Below are 20,253 nucleotides of genomic sequence, written 5' to 3' on the forward strand. Positions count from 1 at the left end.
CCTCCTGTCCCATATGACTATCCGACAAATACGTACTGTCCGATAAGTGATTCGTAAAGTCTGATGGGACACTTTGAGCAACTCTTGTGGCGACCGTTGCGAGTATACACAATTCGGACACTTCGTTCGTTTAGGATGCCTAAGCGAATTGCCAGTTCGGGGATTGATAGCCGCGACGGAAATGGCCTTGTGGCTTCCTGCGGGTGTGAGGTGGGCCGATCTGACGCGAACGGCTTGATGGCCCTGTCAAGCAAAGGCGATGCACTAGCCGCAGCAAATGTCGGTTTGCATGCAAGGTGGCAATTGCTAACCGCACTTGTCACAGCCTAGCTCCTTACCCTATGCCTCAAAGCGCAACTTGTTGAGAGAAAAGCTGATTATGCAAAAAGGTTCGAGAGGGCGCGAGGACCGATCTGCGTTTGCAAGACTGCTTTATGACTTTGGTCTTTTGTTGATTAAAGACGACTTTGATCGACACTTGAACGAGCAAAGTCGGCTCAAACAAGCTGGGCGGATAGGCCAATTAGAAGATCATGTCCCATTGGACGAACAGCACTTGATGAAGTTCGTACCATTGTTGGAACTCTTGGGTATTGAGGAGCTAAGTCGTGATCCGCATCTACGATATATCAAAGAGTTAGAGCGCCTAAGCCTCATTGAAGCCTTTCTTCGTGCTCTAACGCAAACTGTAGACTTCTCGCTGCGACTTTCGGAACTCAGCAAAAACCTCCAACGAAAATTTAAAGGATACCCAAACGCACTAACGTTGCCCTATAAAACAAAACGGCTGATAAGTGCAGACCTTGCCGCCCACTGCCGTGATGTGATGTGGATCGTCAACGAATTTCACGTTGATGAAGATGACGATCCTTGGGACGTCGAACCTGCGCTATGGGATGTGAATATTTGGACAGCTATTCTAGATGCGGACCGCTTGCATCGGGAGCAAGGTCGCGTGCACTCCGCATTCGCAAATTACATTCAGCAATACCAGGCCCGCAAGGGGGATGGCAGGCCGAGGGTCTACGTACGCACAGCATTGACGGTTCTTCTGGCGGAGTGCTTTGAAGATTTTGACCAAAAAAAACGCCGCCCGAGAATTTATGATAGATCGGAAGGCGCTGACAAAGATCAATATGGAAGAACACTCACTCACCGTAAGGCCAAATACGACTTTGCCTTTGCCAAGTTTCTGGTGAAGTTCGTCGAGATTACCGACATCCTCGATGCCCCCGTCCACCACCTTGATAATTCCCTGGATCAATTCAAAACTATTGCTGACCTTCGGCTTAGAGTCGAGACGCCTTGCCTTACAAAGCACCTTAAAACCTCCTTGCGCGGCAGGCAGATGTCAAAAATTATTGATATTTTAGAAGAGCTTAAGTTCTGACCCACTTTACTCCCGCATCCCGCTGACATCGTGATCCCGCTATACCTTTCCACATCGCAATCAAGCGGTCGTTCAAACCTCTGAACGTTCATTTGCATATGGAAAGGAAAATCCATGCACTCTGTACCAATCGACGATCTCACTTATGAACAACGCGACCAACTCCTGCACTATCTGTTGAGGCAGAACCCAACTGCAATCGATCATCTCAAGGAAAGACCTTCCACTTATTGGGGTAAAAAAATGCTCTACGCCGCCAGTGATGAGCTTTCTTTGGATGCTGGACCTGAATGCCTTGAGGATAGCATCGGTGAAGCTATCGCTTCAATGAAAAGCGATTTCACAGCAGTTTTGCTTTCAACCCTGGCGGACCATTGTGACGCTTTTGCGGAGGGCTTGGGAAGCGATATCATGAAGAACTTTGAGGCTCGTTTGGAGGCAATTTGGACTGCCTATAAAGCAGAGTTCGTCGACAGCGGTATTGCACAGACTGGCGGAAGTATTCATGCTACCTTGGGGCATACTTTTTTTGAAGAGTTGGAAGAATTCTTCCAAAAAGAGCTGCCAATTAAGTTGGGGGAAGCGGTGCGGATCGAGGTGGATAGTCGCGCTATTCAGCGGCTCATCTCAAGGCACTTCGGGTCTTTGATCGACTATTCGGTGCTCCCAAGTTTTGCACGAGCCATTTGTGACGACGAGGCCCGCTTCATCAACGTGCTCCCAAACGCCATGCCACCGAAACTTAACTCCCTTAAAGCCGAGGGGTTGAACAATGGCTGAGCACTCAGGAATCCAATGGACGCACCATACCTTCAATCCGTGGATTGGATGCACCAAGGTTAGCGCCGCCTGTGACTTTTGCTACGCGGAAGCTTGGGACAAACGCGGAATGCACGGGTTGCCATCCAGGTGGGGACCACACGCAGAGCGCACCCGCACTAAGGACTGGTCAAAGCCCCTGCGCTGGCAAAAGGCGGCTAAGGCAACAGGTGAACGGTATCGTGTCTTCTGTGCGTCTTTGGCGGATGTGTTCGACAATCATAAATCGATCCTCCCTGAGTGGCAGGAGGATTTGTGGTCTTTGATCCGCAAATGTCCTGACCTGGATTGGCTTATGCTGACCAAACGTCCGCAGAACATCCTGAGGTATCTGCCTTCGGATTGGGGCACTGGGTATCACAACGTCTGGCTTGGGGCGACAGTCGAGAGCCAGAAAGAAGCGGACAGGCTGGCGTCGCTGACCGCGATCCCAGCTACGGTGCGCTTCCTGAGCATGGAGCCTTTGATGGGTGATGTCGATCTGACGCGGTTCATCAATAAGATCAACTGGGTGATCACAGGCGGTGAAAGCGGGGCGAACTATCGTCCTGTGAACCCTGACTGGTTCCGCTCATTGCGTGATCAGTGTGCGGCGGCTGAGGTGCCTTTCCTGTTCAAGCAATGGGAAGGCGCAAATCAACGGGTCATCCATGCCAAAGGCCGCGCACTGGATGGTGTCGTGCACGACGAGTATCCCAGTCCATTGCTGGAGCCTGCCTAAGGCATGGCGGAGGGTCATCGGGTCGCATCGCTACTCATCAAACTCCGCTTCCTGCATGAAAAATTCCAAGCTGCGGTTGATCAAGTCTCCCAGCGTGATGCCGTTTTGAAGTGCGTATACCTTCGCTTCCAGCAGTACATCAGGGTCAATGTTTCGGATTGTTTTGCGATCTTGTGACATGAATTTCTCCTTCTCTCCTATTTAGGGGCGGCAGGGAAATTCTGGCTGACATGTGCTGTGCAGACCAACTCTGACAAGCCCGACAGGCTTGTCAGCTAAATACACTCAACTGAAATCAATCCAGGAGGATTTTCAATGACTATTGGACCCGTTTCTCTGTTCGATCGCGTCACTAGCAACCAAGCGTCGGGCTCCGCCTATCTAATCCATGACTTTGAGCAACACTTCAGTGAGACGGAGTCACCATTTGAAGTTGTAAGACTAATTGGCCTGCTGGTTGATCAGACGGATTTGATCCGCCCAACAGAAGCCAGCGACGCTCTGTTTAGTGTGGGACACTCCAGTCAAGATCGGATTTGGCATATGCTGGGCGTTCTAAAGCGCCTTGATGGAAGCGACGCTGATAAAGTGGGGTTCTTCAAGGAGCACTGGAGTTCGACCGACGACACCTACCAATATGGCGGGACAGTTCTCTATGAACTGAAAAATCTCAGTAGTTCAGAACACTTCTGGTCCCATCTTGTTGACGATGAAAAGGCATGGATGTCGTCACTTGGTCATCGCTTTACTGTGTATCGCGGCTGCGATGAAAGCAGGGTTGATGGGGTCAGTTGGACGACAGATCGAAATGTCGCCGAGAGCTTCGCATTCGGACATCGCAGCATCCGCAACCCAAGCCCCGTGATTGTCTCGGCTGAGTGTCACAAATGCAATGTTCTCTTGGCAGTTAATGATCGCGACGAGTTCGAGGTAATCGTCGATCCGTCAATGCTTGAGAACATTTGGGTTACGCCGTTCCGCTAAGCGATCATGCGTGATCCAAGCAAAGAGTAAACAAAGACTGGAAGTATCATGAAAACGCTGGAAGACCTTGCCGAACCCCTCCAACGCGATGGTGTTTTGTCGGACATATCTAGCAGCTACCGAAAGAAGCTGGTCCAGCGCACACTTCAAATGCCAAAGCACAATCGCTTTTGGTCTGACGTTATTGTTCCAAACATTATGGTGCACGAACTCGACCAGCATATCCCGCTTCATCGCACACCTGGTGACACGTTCTCTCACAAGCACAGCGAGGTCGCACGTTACGCGCAGCTTGCAGGAACCTTGGACCAGGGGCGCTATCCGTTGTTCAGTAACACTCTGCGCATTCCAGCCTTCGGCCCACTCTATCGAAGGTTCAGTAGACAGTGGGCAAACAAGTGGGAGAAGCCGAGTGCACGGGCGTCTATCGGTCAATTCTGGACGTTCACATTTGAATGGGACAGCGACGAAGCTGGCGCATTGCAAGAGCAGTTTGACTGGGTCTGGTGCCAGGATGCCAACGGTCTGAGTGAGATCGATAAGCTGGACCTCTACCTAAAGTCGCAGTTCAAAGACTATCGCGGATATTGCGTCATCTGGTCGGGCAGCAAGTCTGTTCATATCAATGTCATCTTCGACACATCCCATATGTCAAAGAGTGCGATCTGTGCCATCGCCTCACGCCAAGGCAAATCGCCCGAAGCAAAGCTGCGCAGCTATTGGCGAGGTGATATCAACCCTGGTGCAATCTGGGACTACTATACGACAACCTGGAAGCGCCTACAGGAGGTTATCCACGAGCAATGCAACATCGATGCTGAGTTCGATCCAACCATGGCAACCCTGTCTCAGAAGCGTCGCACACCATGGGGGATCAGGACAGCACAAGCGAACGACGAACGCGGCTTTTGGGAGGGTGACCAAATCCCTCAGGTGGTTCTTGACGAGTCAGTTTTGCGAACTTCATCCAAGACTGCTTCAGGCATGTTGCTGTGCGCGGCTGATGCAAATGCCTTGCCGCCTCAGCGGAAGCGAAGCAAGAAGCCAACATGCGACACGCAGGTCTTCGTCGATCCCGATCTGCTTGCGAAGCTGACGGAGTATCTGGCTTTCGAGTGGGGCACTGAATACCCCAAACCCGCAGAGTTGTTCCATGACGCCAACGGTATCGGAGCACGTTTCTTTAACACTCCGACCGATGCCAGACCATCAAGTATCGCTTATGGGGAATATTGCTCCATGCGGTATTTGGGCAAGGACACACCAGAGGGACAGTCATTCAAGTATTTCCCTGGTCAACAGACCTTGAACGACATGCTCAGCGATTTGTCCGCAGAGCTTGCGAATGCCAAAGGTGCACACCAAAACACGGGACCCAAGCTGCGGCCCAGCCTTCCTTGGATGAACGCATTCGCCCGCACTGGATCGTCACAGACCATCGGTGGCATTCGAACTGGGATGTCACAAGGAGTTCTGGTTGCTGTCCCAGACATCAACCTTGTCGGTCATTGTCAGTGCAGAAGGTGCTGGCAAGTCCACCTCTTTGATCCGCCAAGCTGGTGAATTTCGGATGGAAGATCAGATCGAGAACTTCTTCGAAGGTCGCGGCTTGAATAGGCCGCAGCATGGTCATCAGATCGTGGCTTGCAAGTCCTATGCCCAGGCCGAAGAACAGTATGAGGACTACCTTCATTGGTATCAGCATACCATCACCACAAGTCCAACAATCGAACCGCCTGCACCACTGTTGATCAGGTCATTTTCTGAGACCTATCGAAGGTATTGCGCCGATGTGGACATCGACTTCATTAGCCTCACGGATGCCTTGACCATGGGATGTGAGTCACAAGTCGAAGCGGTTATGAAGTTTCAGCCAACCGCATTTGCAGCGGTCACGGCACTCAAGGACCAAGCTTGGCACTTCACAAAAAATGTCGGAGTTCAGATCAATGGCTTCGTTGACGTTACGAGTGTGCTTGTGTTCACCGTTCACGATCTGGCTCAAGGATATAATCAGGTCTCAAAGTCGAAGGCATGGCTGAACCCTTCGTTCACACCAGCAGCTTTGACCAACGCAGACACTTGGATCGCGCTGGCAACCGAGTTCAAGGCATACAGGATCATTCATGACGAATTGTCTTTGAAGGACTTCGTGCATCTCGCACATGATGATGAAGTCCGCCTGGCAAATCAGTTCAAAAAAACTGTCAGCGCCAGGTGCAACGATAACTGGGCAAATATCAAACAATCGCAACGCCTGAGTGAGTTTCTCATCCTCGCCTGTGACGACATGTCGGAGATCGGGTTCCACCGTATTAATGAGGTGGCTGACCTGAACTTCGGGCATGATGATATCGTCCATGTAGACTTTCATGCCATGCCGTTCGGTGTGGCAAACAAACCTGACGCTCTCTATCGCGCCGCACACGGTCGTGCGGTCTATGTGCGCGACCAGACGTGGTGGTCCAAGCTGAAAGCACGTGTGGTGTTCACCACAACTGAAACGCTGCCCGCTGACGTTGCTGCGGCGATCTTTGCGCAATCTTCTCCGCGTCGTGGACGGGTGGTGCGATGGGATGGCGATGCCTTCTTTCCCCGTGACCACGTTCGGTTGAAAGTCGAGACACGTGCCAACAAGAAGAAAATCGACGATCTGGTGACTGATATTCTCACTGATCCCAATCAGCAGACCGATCTTATCATTAGTGATATGGCATCAGGCCCTCAGGTCATGTCACATGCCCGTGCAAGAGGGAGTAATAACCTCAGCGACAAGGACCTCGCGTCTGTTCTGACCTACATCGGCGAAGTCGAATACATGGAACTAAACGTCATTGGCCAGAAATATGGGATCGCGGATACCATCAAGGCATCCTACCTGGATCGCTACAATCAGGCTGCGGGTCGAAATCGGGGGCTGCGGGGAAATCAACTGCAACCCTATCAGCATGATGTCTATATCGCCCCACGCCTCCTGAGGAATCTGGGCGGAATTGCCACCTTTCAGCAAGGCCGATATCCAGCCTATATGGTCAAAATTTAACGACCCGTAGCTTTGGAGGTTTGCAAGCAAACCTCAATGCCACTGCTTGTAACCAGGGCTGCAACAGCAGCCCAGGTTTTCACCGTCAAATGTAAACAGATATTTGTTCTTCATGGGCATACTGACGGGCCGTTGGCCCGCCAGAACCCCCCGTATGACAGCCTTAGGTGGCAATAAGTCGAGCCCTAATTAATATACTATTAGCATCCGACTTTTTCCGCCCCCCCCCAATCTCATCAGGAGGCGTCTCGAACACATGTCAGCCATGTCAGCAACGCCATCTCGAAATACTTGTGAGCAAAGACATGGGAACCCGTCATGATCATCTAATCTCCTAACGAATGCCCGTCACCTGAACACTTCGACGAACTTGACTACGTATCAGGTGAAGCCTTGTCGATCTCCTCCAGGTATCACAGTATCGTCGGCGGCAAGGGCAACTTTAAGCATATTGATCAGATCGCTGACCCAGTTCTTCGCTATCGGTGTGAGGGAGCATTGCTTTTGGATGTCTGGAGTAACAACGAAACCAGTGGATAGATTGCATCGACAATCCTTTTCATTGAAGGAAGTTTTTTCGCACTGCGTGAAGCGCGGACCTTCAAACAATGGCGTGAAAGAGGGCTCATGTGCCTCATGACTGTTCTTGCATCGACGTTGACAGGATGGACCAAGCTGACATCTGGGCACCATCCAGACTATTTATAGAACAAGGGGTAGTTAGAGCAGTTTCGCCCGCTCGAACCGTCCCAAGAAATCAGACTGCGCGAACTATTTTTGAAGAATGATTGTTATTCGACGAGCTCAGGTTTTGAAACATATCGTAGCATTTCAGACTTTGGACTTTGATCGGTCATTGTTGCGGTAGATCAGTTCTCAGGCGAAGACCATGCCATCCTCGTAAGCGGCAAGGAAGCTCGTGAGGTTGATGACTCTTGGGATGCGTCGTTTCAGGTTGCTATCAGCCTCAAGAGCCTCTTCCGCATCCCGCATGACCTTGCTGATCATGGCGACGCGACCTGGGACACCAGGTGATCCATCAGCAGTGCTCCAAGCTTTGACCACATATGGCCACAGTCGCATTTCATAAATCAGGTCCGACATCCGAAGAGGCTCGTCATCGTTCGCCCCGATCATCGGCAGGGCTCTCAGGAAGCGCAGAACGTCCTGATCGGCCATCTCCTCCAGGAACTGCTCAAGCTCGTCTGGAAGGTCGTCTCGAATCTTTGGTCCGTTCACTCTGCCCATGATGGCGCTCCTCGTTTTGGGTCATCCGTATTTATCAATTGGACGAGTCTGAACGTTGGGCGTTCTGAACCTTCCGCCAGTAGAGGGCCGTTATATTCAGCGGTCTAATGCCCAACTGTCGTCGGATGTGCTGACGCTGTAGCAGCCGCTCAAAGATCGCCTGTTTGGCCTTCGAAGACAGGACTGGTTCATGGTTGTGACGCAGCTTATTCGCACCCATCAAAAACCGTCGTCAGGCTGACAGGCCACATCACCCAGGGCGTCCCTCGATCCGATCAAGCTGAATGCAGCAGAGCGGCCATCCGAGGCAGTGATGGTCATCAGGTTGCCCGCCGCTGCCGCAGCCCAAAGCGCGGTGTAGGTCTGGCCACAGACGGTGCATTCTGTGTTGATCCGACCACCCTCTGTCCATGCCGTCGTGGCAAAGTCTGTTCCATCGACATTGATGACGACTTGGCCACCAGCAACTGGTTGACCATTGAGTTCAATAAAGAGGCCACCATTCGCACCAAGATCATCGCAAGTGAATGTGATCGAATTGCCATTGGCATCCCTTGTGCCGCTTTCATAATTGCCCTGGCCACCACCTAAGGTCCATCGTCCGTTGGTGGGTGTTGATGCAACCGACGGCTCCTGGAGCGGCTCACAACGGTCCCACATGGCGGTGCCGCCAGCCCTGGTTATCCTCACACCATCCACCGTGGGTGTAATGGTCATCTGTTCGCGGTAGGTGCTTCCCTCAGCCGAACAAATCGCCGTGTAACGGGTGCCGTCACCAATCCGAACGGGCGATGTCAGATCGCATCGGTTCTCGACGCCGTTGAAGATATCGCCCTGGATCGCCAAAGCCCCGCCGTCCACGCCGATCTGATCGGGTGAGCAGGACCAGTTGGAGCCAGCAGGCTGATATAGGCCATCGATGCTTTGTGCTGAGACACTGCCGCAGAATGCCCAAACAGCAAGGACGCCAAAGAGGACTTTCCTGTAAGATTGGTTCTTCCACATTGTGACGATCCTTCCTGTTGCAACAGAGCTTCTGTCTAGAACCGATGCGATTTGTGCACCGTCACTGGGATGAACCATTGACGCGGCCTTACCCACGAATATCGGGTTGCGAGGTCTCTGCGTTAGAACCATGGCTGGCCAACATCAGGTCCTGATCCCGTGCGACAGCGTCTGGGAAGACGGGGTTTTTGGATTCGATCTCCTCAAGCTTTTCCATGCGGTTTAACTGTGAAAGCACGTCGAAGAGATCAGGTCGATTGTAGATGGGGCGGGCCTTGATCACACGTGATGGCTTGTGTGTGGTCACCGACAGGCTGTTGATACGCTCCAGGGTAACCAGAAACAGCATACCAGTCAGTCGATCACCCATCACAAGGGTCTTCTGGACATAGGTGTCGGTAGATGAATTGTACTGGATTCTCTTCCGTGTCAGGTTCCCTGCCAGGATATCCGAACGTGACCCATCATAACGGAAACCATTCTCTGAGAAATGGAACTTCGAAAGACCTGCCTCGTCTTCCATAGATATCGGACCTGTGCTGGTGCTTCGGGTTGCAGCAGCACCAAGCGGGCCCCCAAACAGCAGCGAGTAGGCCATGATCAGCGGAAGCCCAATGAGGATGGCTGCGAAGACATAGTTGCCAAAGGTCAAAGGGCTCTACCTCCTATTCCGCTGCCAGCCAGGCCCGTCACCTCTGTCTTCAACAAGCTTACCACCAGCTACTGCACATCACGCGGCTGGAGCGACCGTCCACACGGTATTCGATGGTCACCAGGGTGCTATCACCAAAGCTGCGACGGTTCTCGTCGGTCACCTCGATAGTCTGTCCAGCATCCAGATCGCGCAATTTCCTTTGCAATTCGCCGTAGCCGACCTGGCCCCGTGACAACTCCATCATGGAGGTGATGCAGGACCGCACTTGGCCCCGATCCGATGGGAAGAACGTCTGGTAGCCAAAGAAGCCAGCGCCAGCAAAGACGACGACCCAGATCAAACTCGTGATGGGGTTGGATTGTGGTTGAGGTCTCGGCAAGTTCTAGTCTCCCTTCGAAAGGTCATTGTTGGCGGGCTTGCTCTCTGTCCCCGACCCGCTGACGGCAGTGGCAATGAGATCATTGGCGGTCACTGCTCCCTGCGTTGCCTCAACAATCGCAGCCAAAGTTGATCGGTGTGGGAACACACGACCTGTCTTGATCCGATAAACGGTGGCCGCGTTCACGCCGATGCGCTCTGCGAAAGCCGTTCCCGAAATGCCGTTGGTGGTCAGATATTCATCAAGCCTCATTGATATGCTTAATATGCATATTATGCACGATTCGCAATATCTGGGAGGCCAACAAATGACATTTCGCACCTGTATCACCCCATGCATTTCGTGCATGATGGATATTGCGTGGAAGCAAAGAAGGCCGCGATATGCTGCACAAGAAACTCAAAGAAGCGCGTGTGGGTGCTGGTCTGACGATGGAGGCGGCAGCAGAAAAGCTAAGCCTTACTCAGAGCACCATCAGCCGCATCGAGGCTGGCGATACAGGGGTAACCTCACAGCGGTTAGTGGACCTGGCCTCCGCTTACGGTGTTTCGCCGAGTGCTTTGCTGGATGGCTCTGTGGTGCGCAGCATGTCTGAGACCGACCTCGACCGATTGGGCATGGTGATCGAGTTTGTCGAAACATCCTTGGCCAATGCGAAGCCACGCCCAAAGCCTAGCCAGGTCAAAGATGTGGTGGTGACGATCTTCAAACAGGAAACCGCAATCGCCTGGGAAACAGGGGCGTCCTTTGATCCTTCCCGCTACCACGACCTCGTGGCGCTTCTGTTCAAGCAGTCGGGCAAAAAGCGATGAATGCAGTTGAGATCGAACAGGCCATCGATGATCTGGCCGACCAACCCTACGAACGCAGCAGAGTTCCCCTTTGCCTTCCTCGAATGCTTCGACAACTCAGCCACACGCTCCAAGAAACTGCGCAAAGGCACCTCGAACAAGTCGGACATGGACGGCGTCCTTCAGGCGGGTAGCATTCACATCAAGACCTGCGCCCCAGGCGACGTCCCCGAAACCCTGACCGCCCTAAAGGACAGCAAGGCCACCCAGACCAAACGCAATAAGGTCCGCTTTGTCATGGCCACGGACGGCCAGCAGATCGAGGCGGAGGACCTCCACACAGGCGACGTGATCGCCTGCACCTACACCGATCTGCCCAACCACTTCGTGTTCTTCTGGCCCCTCGCTGGCCTGTCCAAAACCAAGCAACTGTCTGAGTCGGAGTTCGACGTGCGGGCCACCCTGCGGCTCAACAAGCTTTACGTCACCCTGCGGTCGGACAACCCCGAATGGGGCACCGCTGAACGCCGCCACGACATGAACCACTTCATGGCACGGCTGATCTTTCTGTTCTTCGCCGAGGATACGGACATCCTGGTGGGCGAGAACCTGTTCACCAGCACCGTCAACACCTTCGCCAAGCGCGACGGGTCCAACACCCACGAGGTCATTGGCGAGTTGTTCCGTGCCATGGACACGCCCATCAAGGACCGTGCCACCGCCAACCTGCCCAACTGGGCCAACCAGTTCCCCTATGTGAACGGCGGGCTGTTCTCAGGCTCCAAGGAAGTCCCCCACTTTTCCCTCATAGCTCAACGCTACCTGATCCAGATCGGCGGGCTACCGTGGGATCAGATCAACCCCGACATCTTCGGCTCCATGATCCAGGCCGTCGCGGATGAGGAGGAACGCTCCAAGCTGGGGATGCACTACACTTCGGTGCCCAACATCCTGAAGGTGCTGAATCCGCTCTTCCTTGATGATCTGCGCGATCACCTGGACCGTGCGGAAGGCAGCCCGCAAAAGCTGCTGAACCTACGCAAACGCATGTCCAACATCCGCGTCTTTGACCCTGCCTGCGGGTCGGGCAACTTTCTGGTCATCGCCTACAAACAGATGCGCGAGATCGAGTTCGAGATCAACAAACGGCGGGGCGAGGATGACCGCGCCTCCGGCATCTCGATCCAGAACTTCCGTGGGATCGAATTGCGGGATTTCTCGGCCGAGATCGCCCGTCTGGCCCTGATCATCGCGGAGTATCAATGCGACGTGCTCTACCGTGGGCCCAAGGTGGCACGGGACACCTTCCTGCCGCTGGATGCGCGGAACTGGATCACCCAAGGCAACGCCCTGCGGCTGGATTGGCTGGACGTGTGCCCGCCCACGGGCAAGGGGGTGAAGCTGACCTCGGATGATCTGTTCGACACCCCGTTGGAGCAAGCCGCGATTGATTTCAAGAATGAGGGGGGCGAGACCTATATCTGCGGGAACCCGCCTTATCTGGGTACTAGAAACCAAGATGCGCAGCAAAAATCCGACATGGCGTATGTCTTGGATGGTCATATCAAAAAATGGAAGTCACTCGACTTTGTTGCAGGCTGGTTCGCAAAAGGAGCGCACTACCTCCAATTCACTCAAGGTCGATGCGCTTTCGTTGCAACAAACTCAATTTGCCAAGGTCAACAAGCACAAATCTTATGGCCGTCATTACTTCAAAGAAACCTTGAGATTGGATTTGCACATCGCTCATTCAAATGGTCAAACAACGCGGCAAATAAAGCTGCTGTGATTTGTGTGATTGTCTCGCTGGAAAATTTACCCAGAACGCCCAAGCTAATATTTGATGAAGATCACGTGACTGAGGTCGCGTCGATCAACCGCTATCTTTCTGGCGGAGCAGACGTAAATGTCGTCAGTCGAAGCAAACCTATTTCTGCAAGTCTATCTTTAATGGACTACGGCAACAAAGCCGCCGACAACGGCAGCTTAATCTTAGATGCGACAGAAGCATCTGAGATGGTTTCGTCGTATCCAAGTTCCAAGCGTTTCCTTCGTAAGCTTTGCGGTTCCCAAGAGTTTATGAAGGGAGTTGATCGTTTTTGTGTTTGGATAAAGGATGATCAACTGAGTGAAGCTTTGCAGATTCCCCCAATTAAGGAACGTATTCAAGCCGTCAGGAACTATAGGTTGTCAAGCAATGACAAGGGCCTTCGTTCAATGGTTCAACGGAGCCATCAGTTTCGAGAAATGAAGTCTTCGAACTCACACACTATTTTTGTGCCAGGACTTTCTTCTGAAACTCGCGAATACACTCCTATTGGGCTTTTCAATAGTGAAATAGTGGTCTCGCTGACGGGCTTCGGGATGTATGATGCTCCTGTCTGGCAGTTTGCTGCCTTATCGTCAAAGCTCATGTTTGCTTGGAATTTTACCATTTCGGGAAAGATGAAAACTGATATCCGTTTCTCAAACTCGATGGGCTGGAACACCTTCCCCGTCCCCAAGCTCACCGAAAAGAACAAGGCCGACCTGACCCGCTGCGCCGAGGACATCCTGCTGGCCCGCGAGGCGCATTTCCCCGCCACCATCGCCGACCTCTATAAACCCGACGCCATGCCCGAAAACCTCCGCGACGCCCACGACCGCAACGACGAAACCCTCGAACGCATCTACATCGGCAGACGCTTCCGCAATGACACCGAACGCCTCGAAAAACTGTTCGAGATGTATACGAAGATGACGACACAATTACCGAGTAAAGGAGCTTAGCGTTGGAACCACGCATTAAGAAAGTTGAAGACTGGATTTCAGATATCGATCAAGGCAACGTGAAGCTCCCTCGTTTCCAGCGTGATGAAGCATGGCGTCATGCACAAATCGTCGGATTGTTTGAAAACATCCTTCGTAAGCCGCCACTGCCTGTTGGGACGCTCCTGACGTTGGAGGTAGGTGACAAAGAGTTGTTCAAGTCGCGTCCGATTGTGGGTGCGCCTGAGAAAGACACAAAGCCCAATATGCATCTTCTGGATGGCCAACAGCGCATGACAGCACTCTGGCGGTCTCTGAGTGACGACTACAATGACGTTAAGCTATTCGTCTCTCTTGAAGATGGCACGGAAGAGGACGATGAAGAAGACCGCGAAGAGGGAGCTGACGCTCCGTCGATCCGTAAGGAACGCCGCTGGGACAGAAAAGGCATAAAGTATCCTGTTTGGGCAGATGATCCCGTCAAACAGTACAAAGAACGGCTGATTGCATTGGACTGTTTGCGCCCAGGTTCAGTTGGCGAAAAAAAGTTGAAGCAGTGGACCTCAACTGTCTTGGCGTCAGGTGAAGACCTGTCCGATGACTTGGGCCGTATTCATGAACTTCGGCAGCGTATTGCGGGGTATATCATACCGTTCCTGCAACTTGGCAGTTCCACCAGCCGTGAAACAGCACTCGATGTTTTTATCAAGATGAATACGTCAGCCTCACCGCTAAAGGCTTATGAAATCGTCGTTGCTCAGTTTGAAGAGGCAGCGGGCGAGTCACTACCTGCCCTTGTCGAGCAGCTTCTGGAGGAGGTACCCACAGCTAACAGCTACGGCAGCATCAAGGATATCATTTTATCCGTCGCAGCCTTGGTGGATGGGCGTCCCCCCTTGAAAAGGACCTATCTTGATCCTGGTTTTGGAGGTTCTTTGGGTAAGAATTGGGAGAAGATACGCAGAGGCGTTCGGCGTGGTGTCGAGTTCTTGCGTGATGAAGCCATTTTCAATGAAAAATGTCTTCCGTCAGATGTTGCTGTCTACTTGATTTGCGCACTCTGGGCCGAAGTCCCTGAGAATGGCGTTGACGAAGAAGGGAACGCGAGAACCCTTCTTCGCAAGGCTCTTTGGCGTATCTGCTACACAGAGCGATACGGCAAGACGTCGGCCACCCGCTCATTCTCTGATTATAAGTCACTTAAAGCCTGTTTGTCTGGGACTGGTAACGAGGCAAAAGTCGAGTTGTTCGATGAAGTGTCTTACCCACTGCCATCGGAAGGCGAACTTATTAGTGCTGGTTGGCCGTCACGCAAAGATCGTCTGCCTCGCGCCATTCTTGCGACTGCACTCAGAGCTGGCGGCCTCGATTTTGCAGATGGAGAGAAAGCGAGTGCCGACAGTTTGGCGAAGCGGGAATATCACCATCTCTTTCCTGTTGCGGTACTGGACGGCGACAGAGCTGATGAACACACGAATAAGGCACTCAATTGCGCACTTATTAGCTGGCGGACCAACCGAAAAATCGCGGCTAAAACACCTGCGGAATATATTAAGATGCGGGCCGATGCTTCGAGCGTCGGCGAAGATGAAGTCCGCTCCCGACTGAAGACACATCTCATACCGTATAAGAAATTAATCGCAGGCAACTATGAAGAGTTCTTGTCCGCTCGTGCAAAGAAGGTAGCGAAGCATATGAAACAGCTTTGTTCGGGGGTGAGCCCATCATGACCAAATCCATCCCCTCAGTCTCCGTGACCTACGCCCAGAACGGTGCGTCCACCACATCCAACGAGCTTGGGATGCGGGCGATGCAGGAGCGGGCATATGAGCGGCGGGGGGAGCAGTATCTGCTGATCAAGTCGCCCCCTGCGTCAGGGAAGTCACGGGCTCTGATGTTCATCGCTCTGGACAAGCTGCACAACCAGGGGCTCAAGCAAGCCATTGTCGTGGTGCCTGAAAAGTCCATTGGCTCCAGCTTCAACAACGAGCCGCTCTCCGACTATGGCTTCGACTATGATTGGACGGTCGAGCCGCAGTGGAACCTGTGTGATGTGCCAGGTGGCGATGATGGTAAGGTTGGTGCGGTCGGCAAATTTCTGGAAAGCGGCGACCGCACCCTGATCTGCACCCATGCCACGTTCCGCTTCGCCGTGGACAAGTATGGGATCGAGGTCTTTGACGACCGCCTGATCGCCGTCGATGAGTTCCATCACGTCAGCGCCAACCCTGAAAACAAGCTCGGCGCACATTTGGGCCAGTTGATCGCTCGTGACAGGGTGCATGTCGTCGCGATGACGGGCAGCTACTTCCGTGGCGATGCCGAGGCTGTGCTGTCGCCTGAGGACGAATCCAAGTTCGATACCGTAACCTACACCTACTACGAGCAGTTGAACGGCTATGAGCACCTCAAAACGCTCAACATCGGGTATTTCTTCTACACTGGCAGTTATGCCGACGACATCCTCGCCGTGCTCAATCCGACCGAAAAGACCATTCTGCACATCCCCAACGTGAACGCACGAGAGAGCACGGGTGACAAACACAAGGAAGTCGATCACATCATCGACGCCTTGGGCACCTGGCAGGAGACTGATGCCGTGACAGGCTTCCATTTGGTCAAGACACCTGCAGGCAAGGTCATCAAAATCGCCGATCTGGTTGAGGATGACCCAACAAAACGGGAACGCGTTTCAGCCGCTCTGAAGGACGCAAAACAGAAGAACAATCGTGACCACGTGGACCTGATCATCGCTTTGGGCATGGCCAAAGAAGGCTTCGACTGGATTTGGTGCGAACATGCCCTGACGGTCGGGTATCGTGCCAGCCTCACTGAGATCGTCCAGATCATCGGGCGGGCCACACGGGATGCCAAGGGTAAGACCCACGCACGGTTCACAAACCTGATCGCAGAGCCTGATGCGTCGGAAGGGGCCGTGACGGAGGCAATCAACGACACGCTCAAGGCCATCGCAGCCAGTCTGCTGATGGAACAGGTCCTCGCCCCTCGGTTTAACTTCACGCCCAAGACACCCACCACCACGGCAGAGCCAGGGTTCGAGTATGGTGAAGGCGGCTATGATCCTGAAAAGACCAATGTCGGGTTCAATGAGGATAGTGGGCAGTTCCAGATCGAGATCAAAGGATTGGCTGAGCCAAAAACCAAAGAGGCGGAACGTATCTGCCAAGAAGACCTGAACGAGGTGATTACGGCTTTTGTGCAGGACAAGCCCGTCGTTGAGCGTGGCTTGTTCGATGAAGAACTCGTGCCCGAAGAATTGACCGTCATGCGCATGGGGAAGATCATCAAGGACCGCTATCCAGAGCTTGAGGAAGGCGATGTCGAGGCTGTCAGGCAACGTGCTGTCGCAGCGATGAACCTGACCCAGCAAGCCAAGAAGGCTGTTCTGGATGACGAAGAAAATGAACCCTCTGCAAACACTGCGCTGATCGATGGGGTGCGCAAGTTTGCCATGGATGTGCGCGACCTCGATATCGATCTGATCGACAGCATCAACCCCTTTGGGGAAGCCTACAACATCCTGGCAAAGTCGATGAACGAAGAGAGCCTGCGCCAGGTCGCATCGGTTATCTCAGCAAAGCGCAGCCCGATCACACCAGACGACGCAAAGGTCTGGGCCAAACGGGCCGTTCGGTTCAAAGCGGAAAACGGGCGAGTGCCGTCGATGACCGCCGCTGATCCATACGAAAAGCTGATGGCGGAGGGGGCGACTGCGTTCATGAAGTTCCGAAAGGAGGGCAAGTATGAGTGATGATCTCGACGCCCTGGCAGGTGAACTGGCCGAGTTCGATATCCCCGACAAACCCATCCAGCGGTCACCCATCGAAGAGCGGGTCATTGCTGGGTTTGAAGATATCCAGCGGTTCACGGAGCGCGAGGGCCATGCGCCGACACACGGGTCAGACAAGGACATGTTCGAGAGGCTCTACGCCGTCCGCCTGGAGCGTCTGGCCGCTAATCCCACATACACCGCCCTGTTGACCCCTCTCGACCACCAGGGGCTGCTTACAGGCGCTCAGGCAACCGCGAAAGAAGATGATGAGGTAGACTTGGATGACCTCGCCTCTGATCTTGAAGAGCTAGACGAGGTGGCTGCCGACATCACCAACCTACGCCATGTGCGACCTGTTGCCGAAAAGAAGGCCGCCGAAGAGATCGCCAACCGCGAAACCTGTGCCGACTTTGACCGCTTCAAGCCGCTGTTCGAGAAGGTGCAGAGTGATCTGGACGCTGGCCTGCGCACAACCCGTCCACCAGAGACAAGTGCGGAAATTGAGGCTGGACGGTTCTATATCTTGTCTGGGCAGAAAGCTCATGTCGCTGAGGTTGGCGAGCAGTTCAAACAGGACTACGGCGATTGGGATGCACGGTTACGTGTCGTCTTCGACAATGGCACAGAGAGCAACTTGTTGATGCGGTCGCTGCACCGCGCAATGAGCAAGGATAAATCCAGTAGGACGATTAGCGATCCTGTCGCTGGCCCACTGTTCACGGACGCCACCGCTGACGGTGATGAGGCCAGCGGGATCATCTATGTCCTTCGCAGCAAGTCGGACCTGCCCATCGTCGCAGACAATCGTGACCTGCTGCACAAGATTGGCGTAACAGGCGGCAGTGTCGAAAAGCGGATCGCGAATGCCAAGCTGGACCCGACATTCCTAATGGCTGACGTGGAAATCGTCACCACCTACGAGCTTTACAACATCAACCGTGTGAAGCTGGAGAATCTCCTGCACCGCGTTTTCGAACGCGCACGGCTAGAAGTCGTCATCAAGGACCGCTTTGGTCATCCCGTGACCCCACGTGAATGGTTCCTGGTGCCGTTGTTTGCTATCGATGAAGCCGTTGAGCGGATACGGGACGGCTCGATTAAGGGCGTGGCATATGATCCAGAAACGGCTTCGTTGCAATAATTGTTTAAGCACCTTTGAATCACGACGCCATGCGGTTCTCCAGAGAAGCGGAGGAGGCGATGACCTAGTAGACGGCTCAATCTAGATCGTCATCTTCGCCTGGATCAGGGTAGTCGATCCGAGGATCCGACAGCTTGATCCACTTGCGCTTTTTGAAGAATTCAGGTCCGTCATCGTAATGAGCCAATGAACCCGCAACCTTGTGGCCCAGGATTGCCCGCCGCATGTCGTAATCCGCCCCAGCCCGACGCATGGCATTGCTGAATGTTGATCGCCAAGAATACAGAACTTTCTTCTCATGAAGGATCGGTGGGTCCATTTTTGACCTGATCAGATTGGCAAAGTTATGCCTCACAGATTGGACCCGATCCTTCTTTTGAGACAGGAAAGTATCGAAGCCACCTGCGTGAAAAAATTCAGGAAAGTCTGCAATTGCTGGATGTAGCGGTATCGACCGATCCGATCCCTCTGTCTTAGAGCCCACCACAACCAGACTCTTATCGGTTACGTTCTCAGGTAGAAGGTGCACGACTTCTCTGGGCCGCATCGCTGTAAATGCCTGAACCCTACATACCATATGGATTGCCAGTCGGCGCTCTTCAGAGAGACCGCGCATCGGTGATCCCCAAAACTCATCCATTGCAGCAAAGATGCGACGCACCTCAGCGGGTGAAAATGGCTTATACTTTGTCATCTGGGTGGAGCGCTTCTCACGCTTCAACACAACAGACGGCATAGGATTGTGGGAAATCTTTCCCTCACCAATGGCGTGTTTGAACATCCCCCTGACGGGCGTGAAGAGCGACTGAAGTGAACTTGCTTTCGTCTCATCAGGCTGTGCATCGCGAAACTCACGAAGCCGATCCGCATTTAGGTGCTCCAACGGAATATCGCCGACTTGTGCAATAAGTCGCTTGATCACACGGCGATATTTGTTGCGCACCTCTGGCTTCAGTTGGTTTTTCTTGAAGTAGGCTTCCGACATCGCAGTAATGGTGATGGGATTGCCGCCCAGTTCGTTGATCCGACGCTCCAACTTACGCTTTACTAGGTCGAACTCATCACGTTCATCTAGATCGGCAGGTGGGATGACACTGTCATGAAAGCACAGTGCATGAATGCTCCTATACGCCACCAGTCGTGCGGCAACACTCTTCTCTGGGTGCTCGTCAGCAGCCTTCAGCGCAACTTTAGCTGCGGACAGCAAAACATCTCCACGCCAATTGCCTGGTTCCAAGCCGATGTCGGTCATAGTGTCAGCGATCTGCATCATCGGTGCTTCCAACAAGCTGACCTCGGTGGTGTAGCGGGTTTTCTCCGCTACCTTGGGATCATCTAGTTGGGATAGCAGTGCATCGTGTTCAGCAGCCCATTCAGTCACCAACACCACGGCTTGTTGATAGGTTACCTTTCCACAAGGACGGTTCCAGTTCTTGATCCCCAACGTCTTCTGGTGCTTGGTCGGGACACGTCTGCGGTAGTAGTATCGTCCACCATTTACCTTCAGGTGTTCGACCTTTTGTGTCCGCATGTGTC

General features: G+C 53.2%; 18 protein-coding genes. 11 read left to right on the forward strand and 7 right to left on the reverse strand.

The annotated features are described in order from the left end of the window. Positions 1-361 precede the first annotated feature (361 nt). From SJY21_RS15610 to SJY21_RS15620, 3 genes are all read left to right on the forward strand, one after another. Positions 362-1,390 (forward strand): hypothetical protein, encoded by a 1,029-nt coding sequence (locus tag SJY21_RS15610; RefSeq protein WP_377512825.1) that lies wholly within the window; start codon positions 362-364, stop codon positions 1,388-1,390. 114 nt (positions 1,391-1,504) lie between these two features. Then, positions 1,505-2,170 carry a hypothetical protein gene (locus SJY21_RS15615; protein WP_377512827.1) on the forward strand — a complete coding sequence of 222 codons (666 nt, stop codon included), beginning with the start codon at positions 1,505-1,507 and terminating at the stop codon, positions 2,168-2,170. Further along, on the forward strand, positions 2,163-2,930 hold the full coding sequence (locus SJY21_RS15620; RefSeq protein ID WP_377512829.1) for a DUF5131 family protein: 768 nt from the start codon (positions 2,163-2,165) through the stop codon (positions 2,928-2,930). Before SJY21_RS15615 ends, SJY21_RS15620 begins: the two co-directional genes overlap by 8 nt. A gap of 30 nt (positions 2,931-2,960) precedes the next feature. Here the strand turns inward: SJY21_RS15620 and SJY21_RS15625 are convergent, their stop codons facing one another. Continuing rightward, positions 2,961-3,110 (reverse strand): hypothetical protein, encoded by a 150-nt coding sequence (locus SJY21_RS15625; RefSeq protein ID WP_377512831.1) that lies wholly within the window; start codon positions 3,108-3,110, stop codon positions 2,961-2,963. Positions 3,111-3,245: 135 nt separating this feature from the next. On the opposite strand from SJY21_RS15625, the gene SJY21_RS15630 reads away from it, so the two are divergent. The 3 genes from SJY21_RS15630 to SJY21_RS15640 are packed head-to-tail and all read left to right on the forward strand — an operon-like array spanning position 3,246 to position 6,957. Beyond that, entirely contained in the window at positions 3,246-3,914 is a 669-nt protein-coding gene (locus SJY21_RS15630; protein ID WP_377512833.1) for a hypothetical protein, read from the forward strand. A gap of 48 nt (positions 3,915-3,962) precedes the next feature. Beyond that, positions 3,963-5,477, forward strand: coding sequence for a hypothetical protein (locus SJY21_RS15635; protein WP_377512835.1), 1,515 nt, complete (start codon positions 3,963-3,965; stop codon positions 5,475-5,477). Continuing rightward, positions 5,392-6,957 (forward strand): hypothetical protein, encoded by a 1,566-nt coding sequence (locus SJY21_RS15640; RefSeq protein WP_377512837.1) that lies wholly within the window; start codon positions 5,392-5,394, stop codon positions 6,955-6,957. The genes SJY21_RS15635 and SJY21_RS15640 overlap by 86 nt, the downstream gene beginning before the upstream one ends. 876 nt (positions 6,958-7,833) lie before the next feature. Here the strand turns inward: SJY21_RS15640 and SJY21_RS15645 are convergent. From SJY21_RS15645 to SJY21_RS15665, 5 genes are all read right to left on the reverse strand, one after another. Beyond that, on the reverse strand, positions 7,834-8,205 hold the full coding sequence (locus SJY21_RS15645; RefSeq protein WP_377512839.1) for a hypothetical protein: 372 nt from the start codon (positions 8,203-8,205) through the stop codon (positions 7,834-7,836). Between the two features lie 219 nt (positions 8,206-8,424). Next, the gene (locus tag SJY21_RS15650) at positions 8,425-9,210 is read right to left on the reverse strand and encodes a collagen-binding domain-containing protein (RefSeq protein ID WP_377512841.1); all 786 of its coding nucleotides are present in this window, start codon (positions 9,208-9,210) and stop codon (positions 8,425-8,427) included. Positions 9,211-9,298: 88 nt separating this feature from the next. Continuing rightward, the gene (locus tag SJY21_RS15655) at positions 9,299-9,862 is read right to left on the reverse strand and encodes a hypothetical protein (protein WP_377512843.1); all 564 of its coding nucleotides are present in this window, start codon (positions 9,860-9,862) and stop codon (positions 9,299-9,301) included. Positions 9,863-9,920: 58 nt separating this feature from the next. Continuing rightward, positions 9,921-10,244: a hypothetical protein gene (locus tag SJY21_RS15660; protein WP_377512845.1), complete on the reverse strand. Its 324-nt coding sequence runs from the start codon at positions 10,242-10,244 to the stop codon at positions 9,921-9,923. A 3-nt stretch (positions 10,245-10,247) separates the two neighbouring features. After that, entirely contained in the window at positions 10,248-10,496 is a 249-nt protein-coding gene (locus tag SJY21_RS15665; protein ID WP_377512847.1) for a helix-turn-helix domain-containing protein, read from the reverse strand. Positions 10,497-10,627: 131 nt separating this feature from the next. Here SJY21_RS15665 and SJY21_RS15670 point away from each other — a divergent pair, with 131 nt between their 5' ends. Genes SJY21_RS15670 through SJY21_RS15690 form a run of 5 tightly spaced genes read left to right on the forward strand, consistent with a single transcriptional unit; the run spans position 10,628 to position 18,717 of the window. Beyond that, positions 10,628-11,056 carry a helix-turn-helix domain-containing protein gene (locus SJY21_RS15670; RefSeq protein ID WP_377512849.1) on the forward strand — a complete coding sequence of 143 codons (429 nt, stop codon included), beginning with the start codon at positions 10,628-10,630 and terminating at the stop codon, positions 11,054-11,056. A 27-nt stretch (positions 11,057-11,083) separates the two neighbouring features. After that, positions 11,084-13,804 (forward strand): class I SAM-dependent DNA methyltransferase, encoded by a 2,721-nt coding sequence (locus tag SJY21_RS15675; RefSeq protein WP_377512851.1) that lies wholly within the window; start codon positions 11,084-11,086, stop codon positions 13,802-13,804. Positions 13,805-13,806: 2 nt separating this feature from the next. Further along, positions 13,807-15,513: a DUF262 domain-containing protein gene (locus SJY21_RS15680; protein WP_377512853.1), complete on the forward strand. Its 1,707-nt coding sequence runs from the start codon at positions 13,807-13,809 to the stop codon at positions 15,511-15,513. Further along, positions 15,510-17,555: a DEAD/DEAH box helicase gene (locus SJY21_RS15685; protein WP_377512855.1), complete on the forward strand. Its 2,046-nt coding sequence runs from the start codon at positions 15,510-15,512 to the stop codon at positions 17,553-17,555. The genes SJY21_RS15680 and SJY21_RS15685 overlap by 4 nt, the downstream gene beginning before the upstream one ends. Beyond that, the gene (locus tag SJY21_RS15690) at positions 17,548-18,717 is read left to right on the forward strand and encodes a GIY-YIG nuclease family protein (protein ID WP_377512857.1); all 1,170 of its coding nucleotides are present in this window, start codon (positions 17,548-17,550) and stop codon (positions 18,715-18,717) included. Before SJY21_RS15685 ends, SJY21_RS15690 begins: the two co-directional genes overlap by 8 nt. Before the next feature lie 76 nt (positions 18,718-18,793). Here the strand turns inward: SJY21_RS15690 and SJY21_RS15695 are convergent, their stop codons facing one another. After that, positions 18,794-20,248 (reverse strand): hypothetical protein, encoded by a 1,455-nt coding sequence (locus SJY21_RS15695; protein WP_377512859.1) that lies wholly within the window; start codon positions 20,246-20,248, stop codon positions 18,794-18,796. Positions 20,249-20,253: the final 5 nt, after the last annotated feature.

Source organism: Octadecabacter sp. R77987 (genome assembly GCF_042466115.1).
In the GTDB taxonomy this organism is placed as follows: domain Bacteria; phylum Pseudomonadota; class Alphaproteobacteria; order Rhodobacterales; family Rhodobacteraceae; genus SW4.

Bases quoted from the DNA above. Each gene is read 5' to 3' on its own strand.
- SJY21_RS15620 (WP_377512829.1), top strand. From the start codon at position 2,163: ATGGCTGAGCACTCAGGAATCCAATGGACGCACCATACCTTCAATCCG.
- SJY21_RS15665 (WP_377512847.1), bottom strand. From the start codon at position 10,496: ATGAGGCTTGATGAATATCTGACCACCAACGGCATTTCGGGAACGGCT.
- SJY21_RS15695 (WP_377512859.1), bottom strand. From the start codon at position 20,248: ATGCGGACACAAAAGGTCGAACACCTGAAGGTAAATGGTGGACGATAC.
- SJY21_RS15685 (WP_377512855.1), top strand. From the start codon at position 15,510: ATGACCAAATCCATCCCCTCAGTCTCCGTGACCTACGCCCAGAACGGT.
- SJY21_RS15645 (WP_377512839.1), bottom strand. From the start codon at position 8,205: ATGGGCAGAGTGAACGGACCAAAGATTCGAGACGACCTTCCAGACGAG.
- SJY21_RS15690 (WP_377512857.1), top strand. From the start codon at position 17,548: ATGAGTGATGATCTCGACGCCCTGGCAGGTGAACTGGCCGAGTTCGAT.
- SJY21_RS15675 (WP_377512851.1), top strand. From the start codon at position 11,084: ATGATCTGGCCGACCAACCCTACGAACGCAGCAGAGTTCCCCTTTGCC.
- SJY21_RS15625 (WP_377512831.1), bottom strand. From the start codon at position 3,110: ATGTCACAAGATCGCAAAACAATCCGAAACATTGACCCTGATGTACTG.
- SJY21_RS15635 (WP_377512835.1), top strand. From the start codon at position 3,963: ATGAAAACGCTGGAAGACCTTGCCGAACCCCTCCAACGCGATGGTGTT.
- SJY21_RS15615 (WP_377512827.1), top strand. From the start codon at position 1,505: ATGCACTCTGTACCAATCGACGATCTCACTTATGAACAACGCGACCAA.
- SJY21_RS15650 (WP_377512841.1), bottom strand. From the start codon at position 9,210: ATGTGGAAGAACCAATCTTACAGGAAAGTCCTCTTTGGCGTCCTTGCT.
- SJY21_RS15630 (WP_377512833.1), top strand. From the start codon at position 3,246: ATGACTATTGGACCCGTTTCTCTGTTCGATCGCGTCACTAGCAACCAA.
- SJY21_RS15670 (WP_377512849.1), top strand. From the start codon at position 10,628: ATGCTGCACAAGAAACTCAAAGAAGCGCGTGTGGGTGCTGGTCTGACG.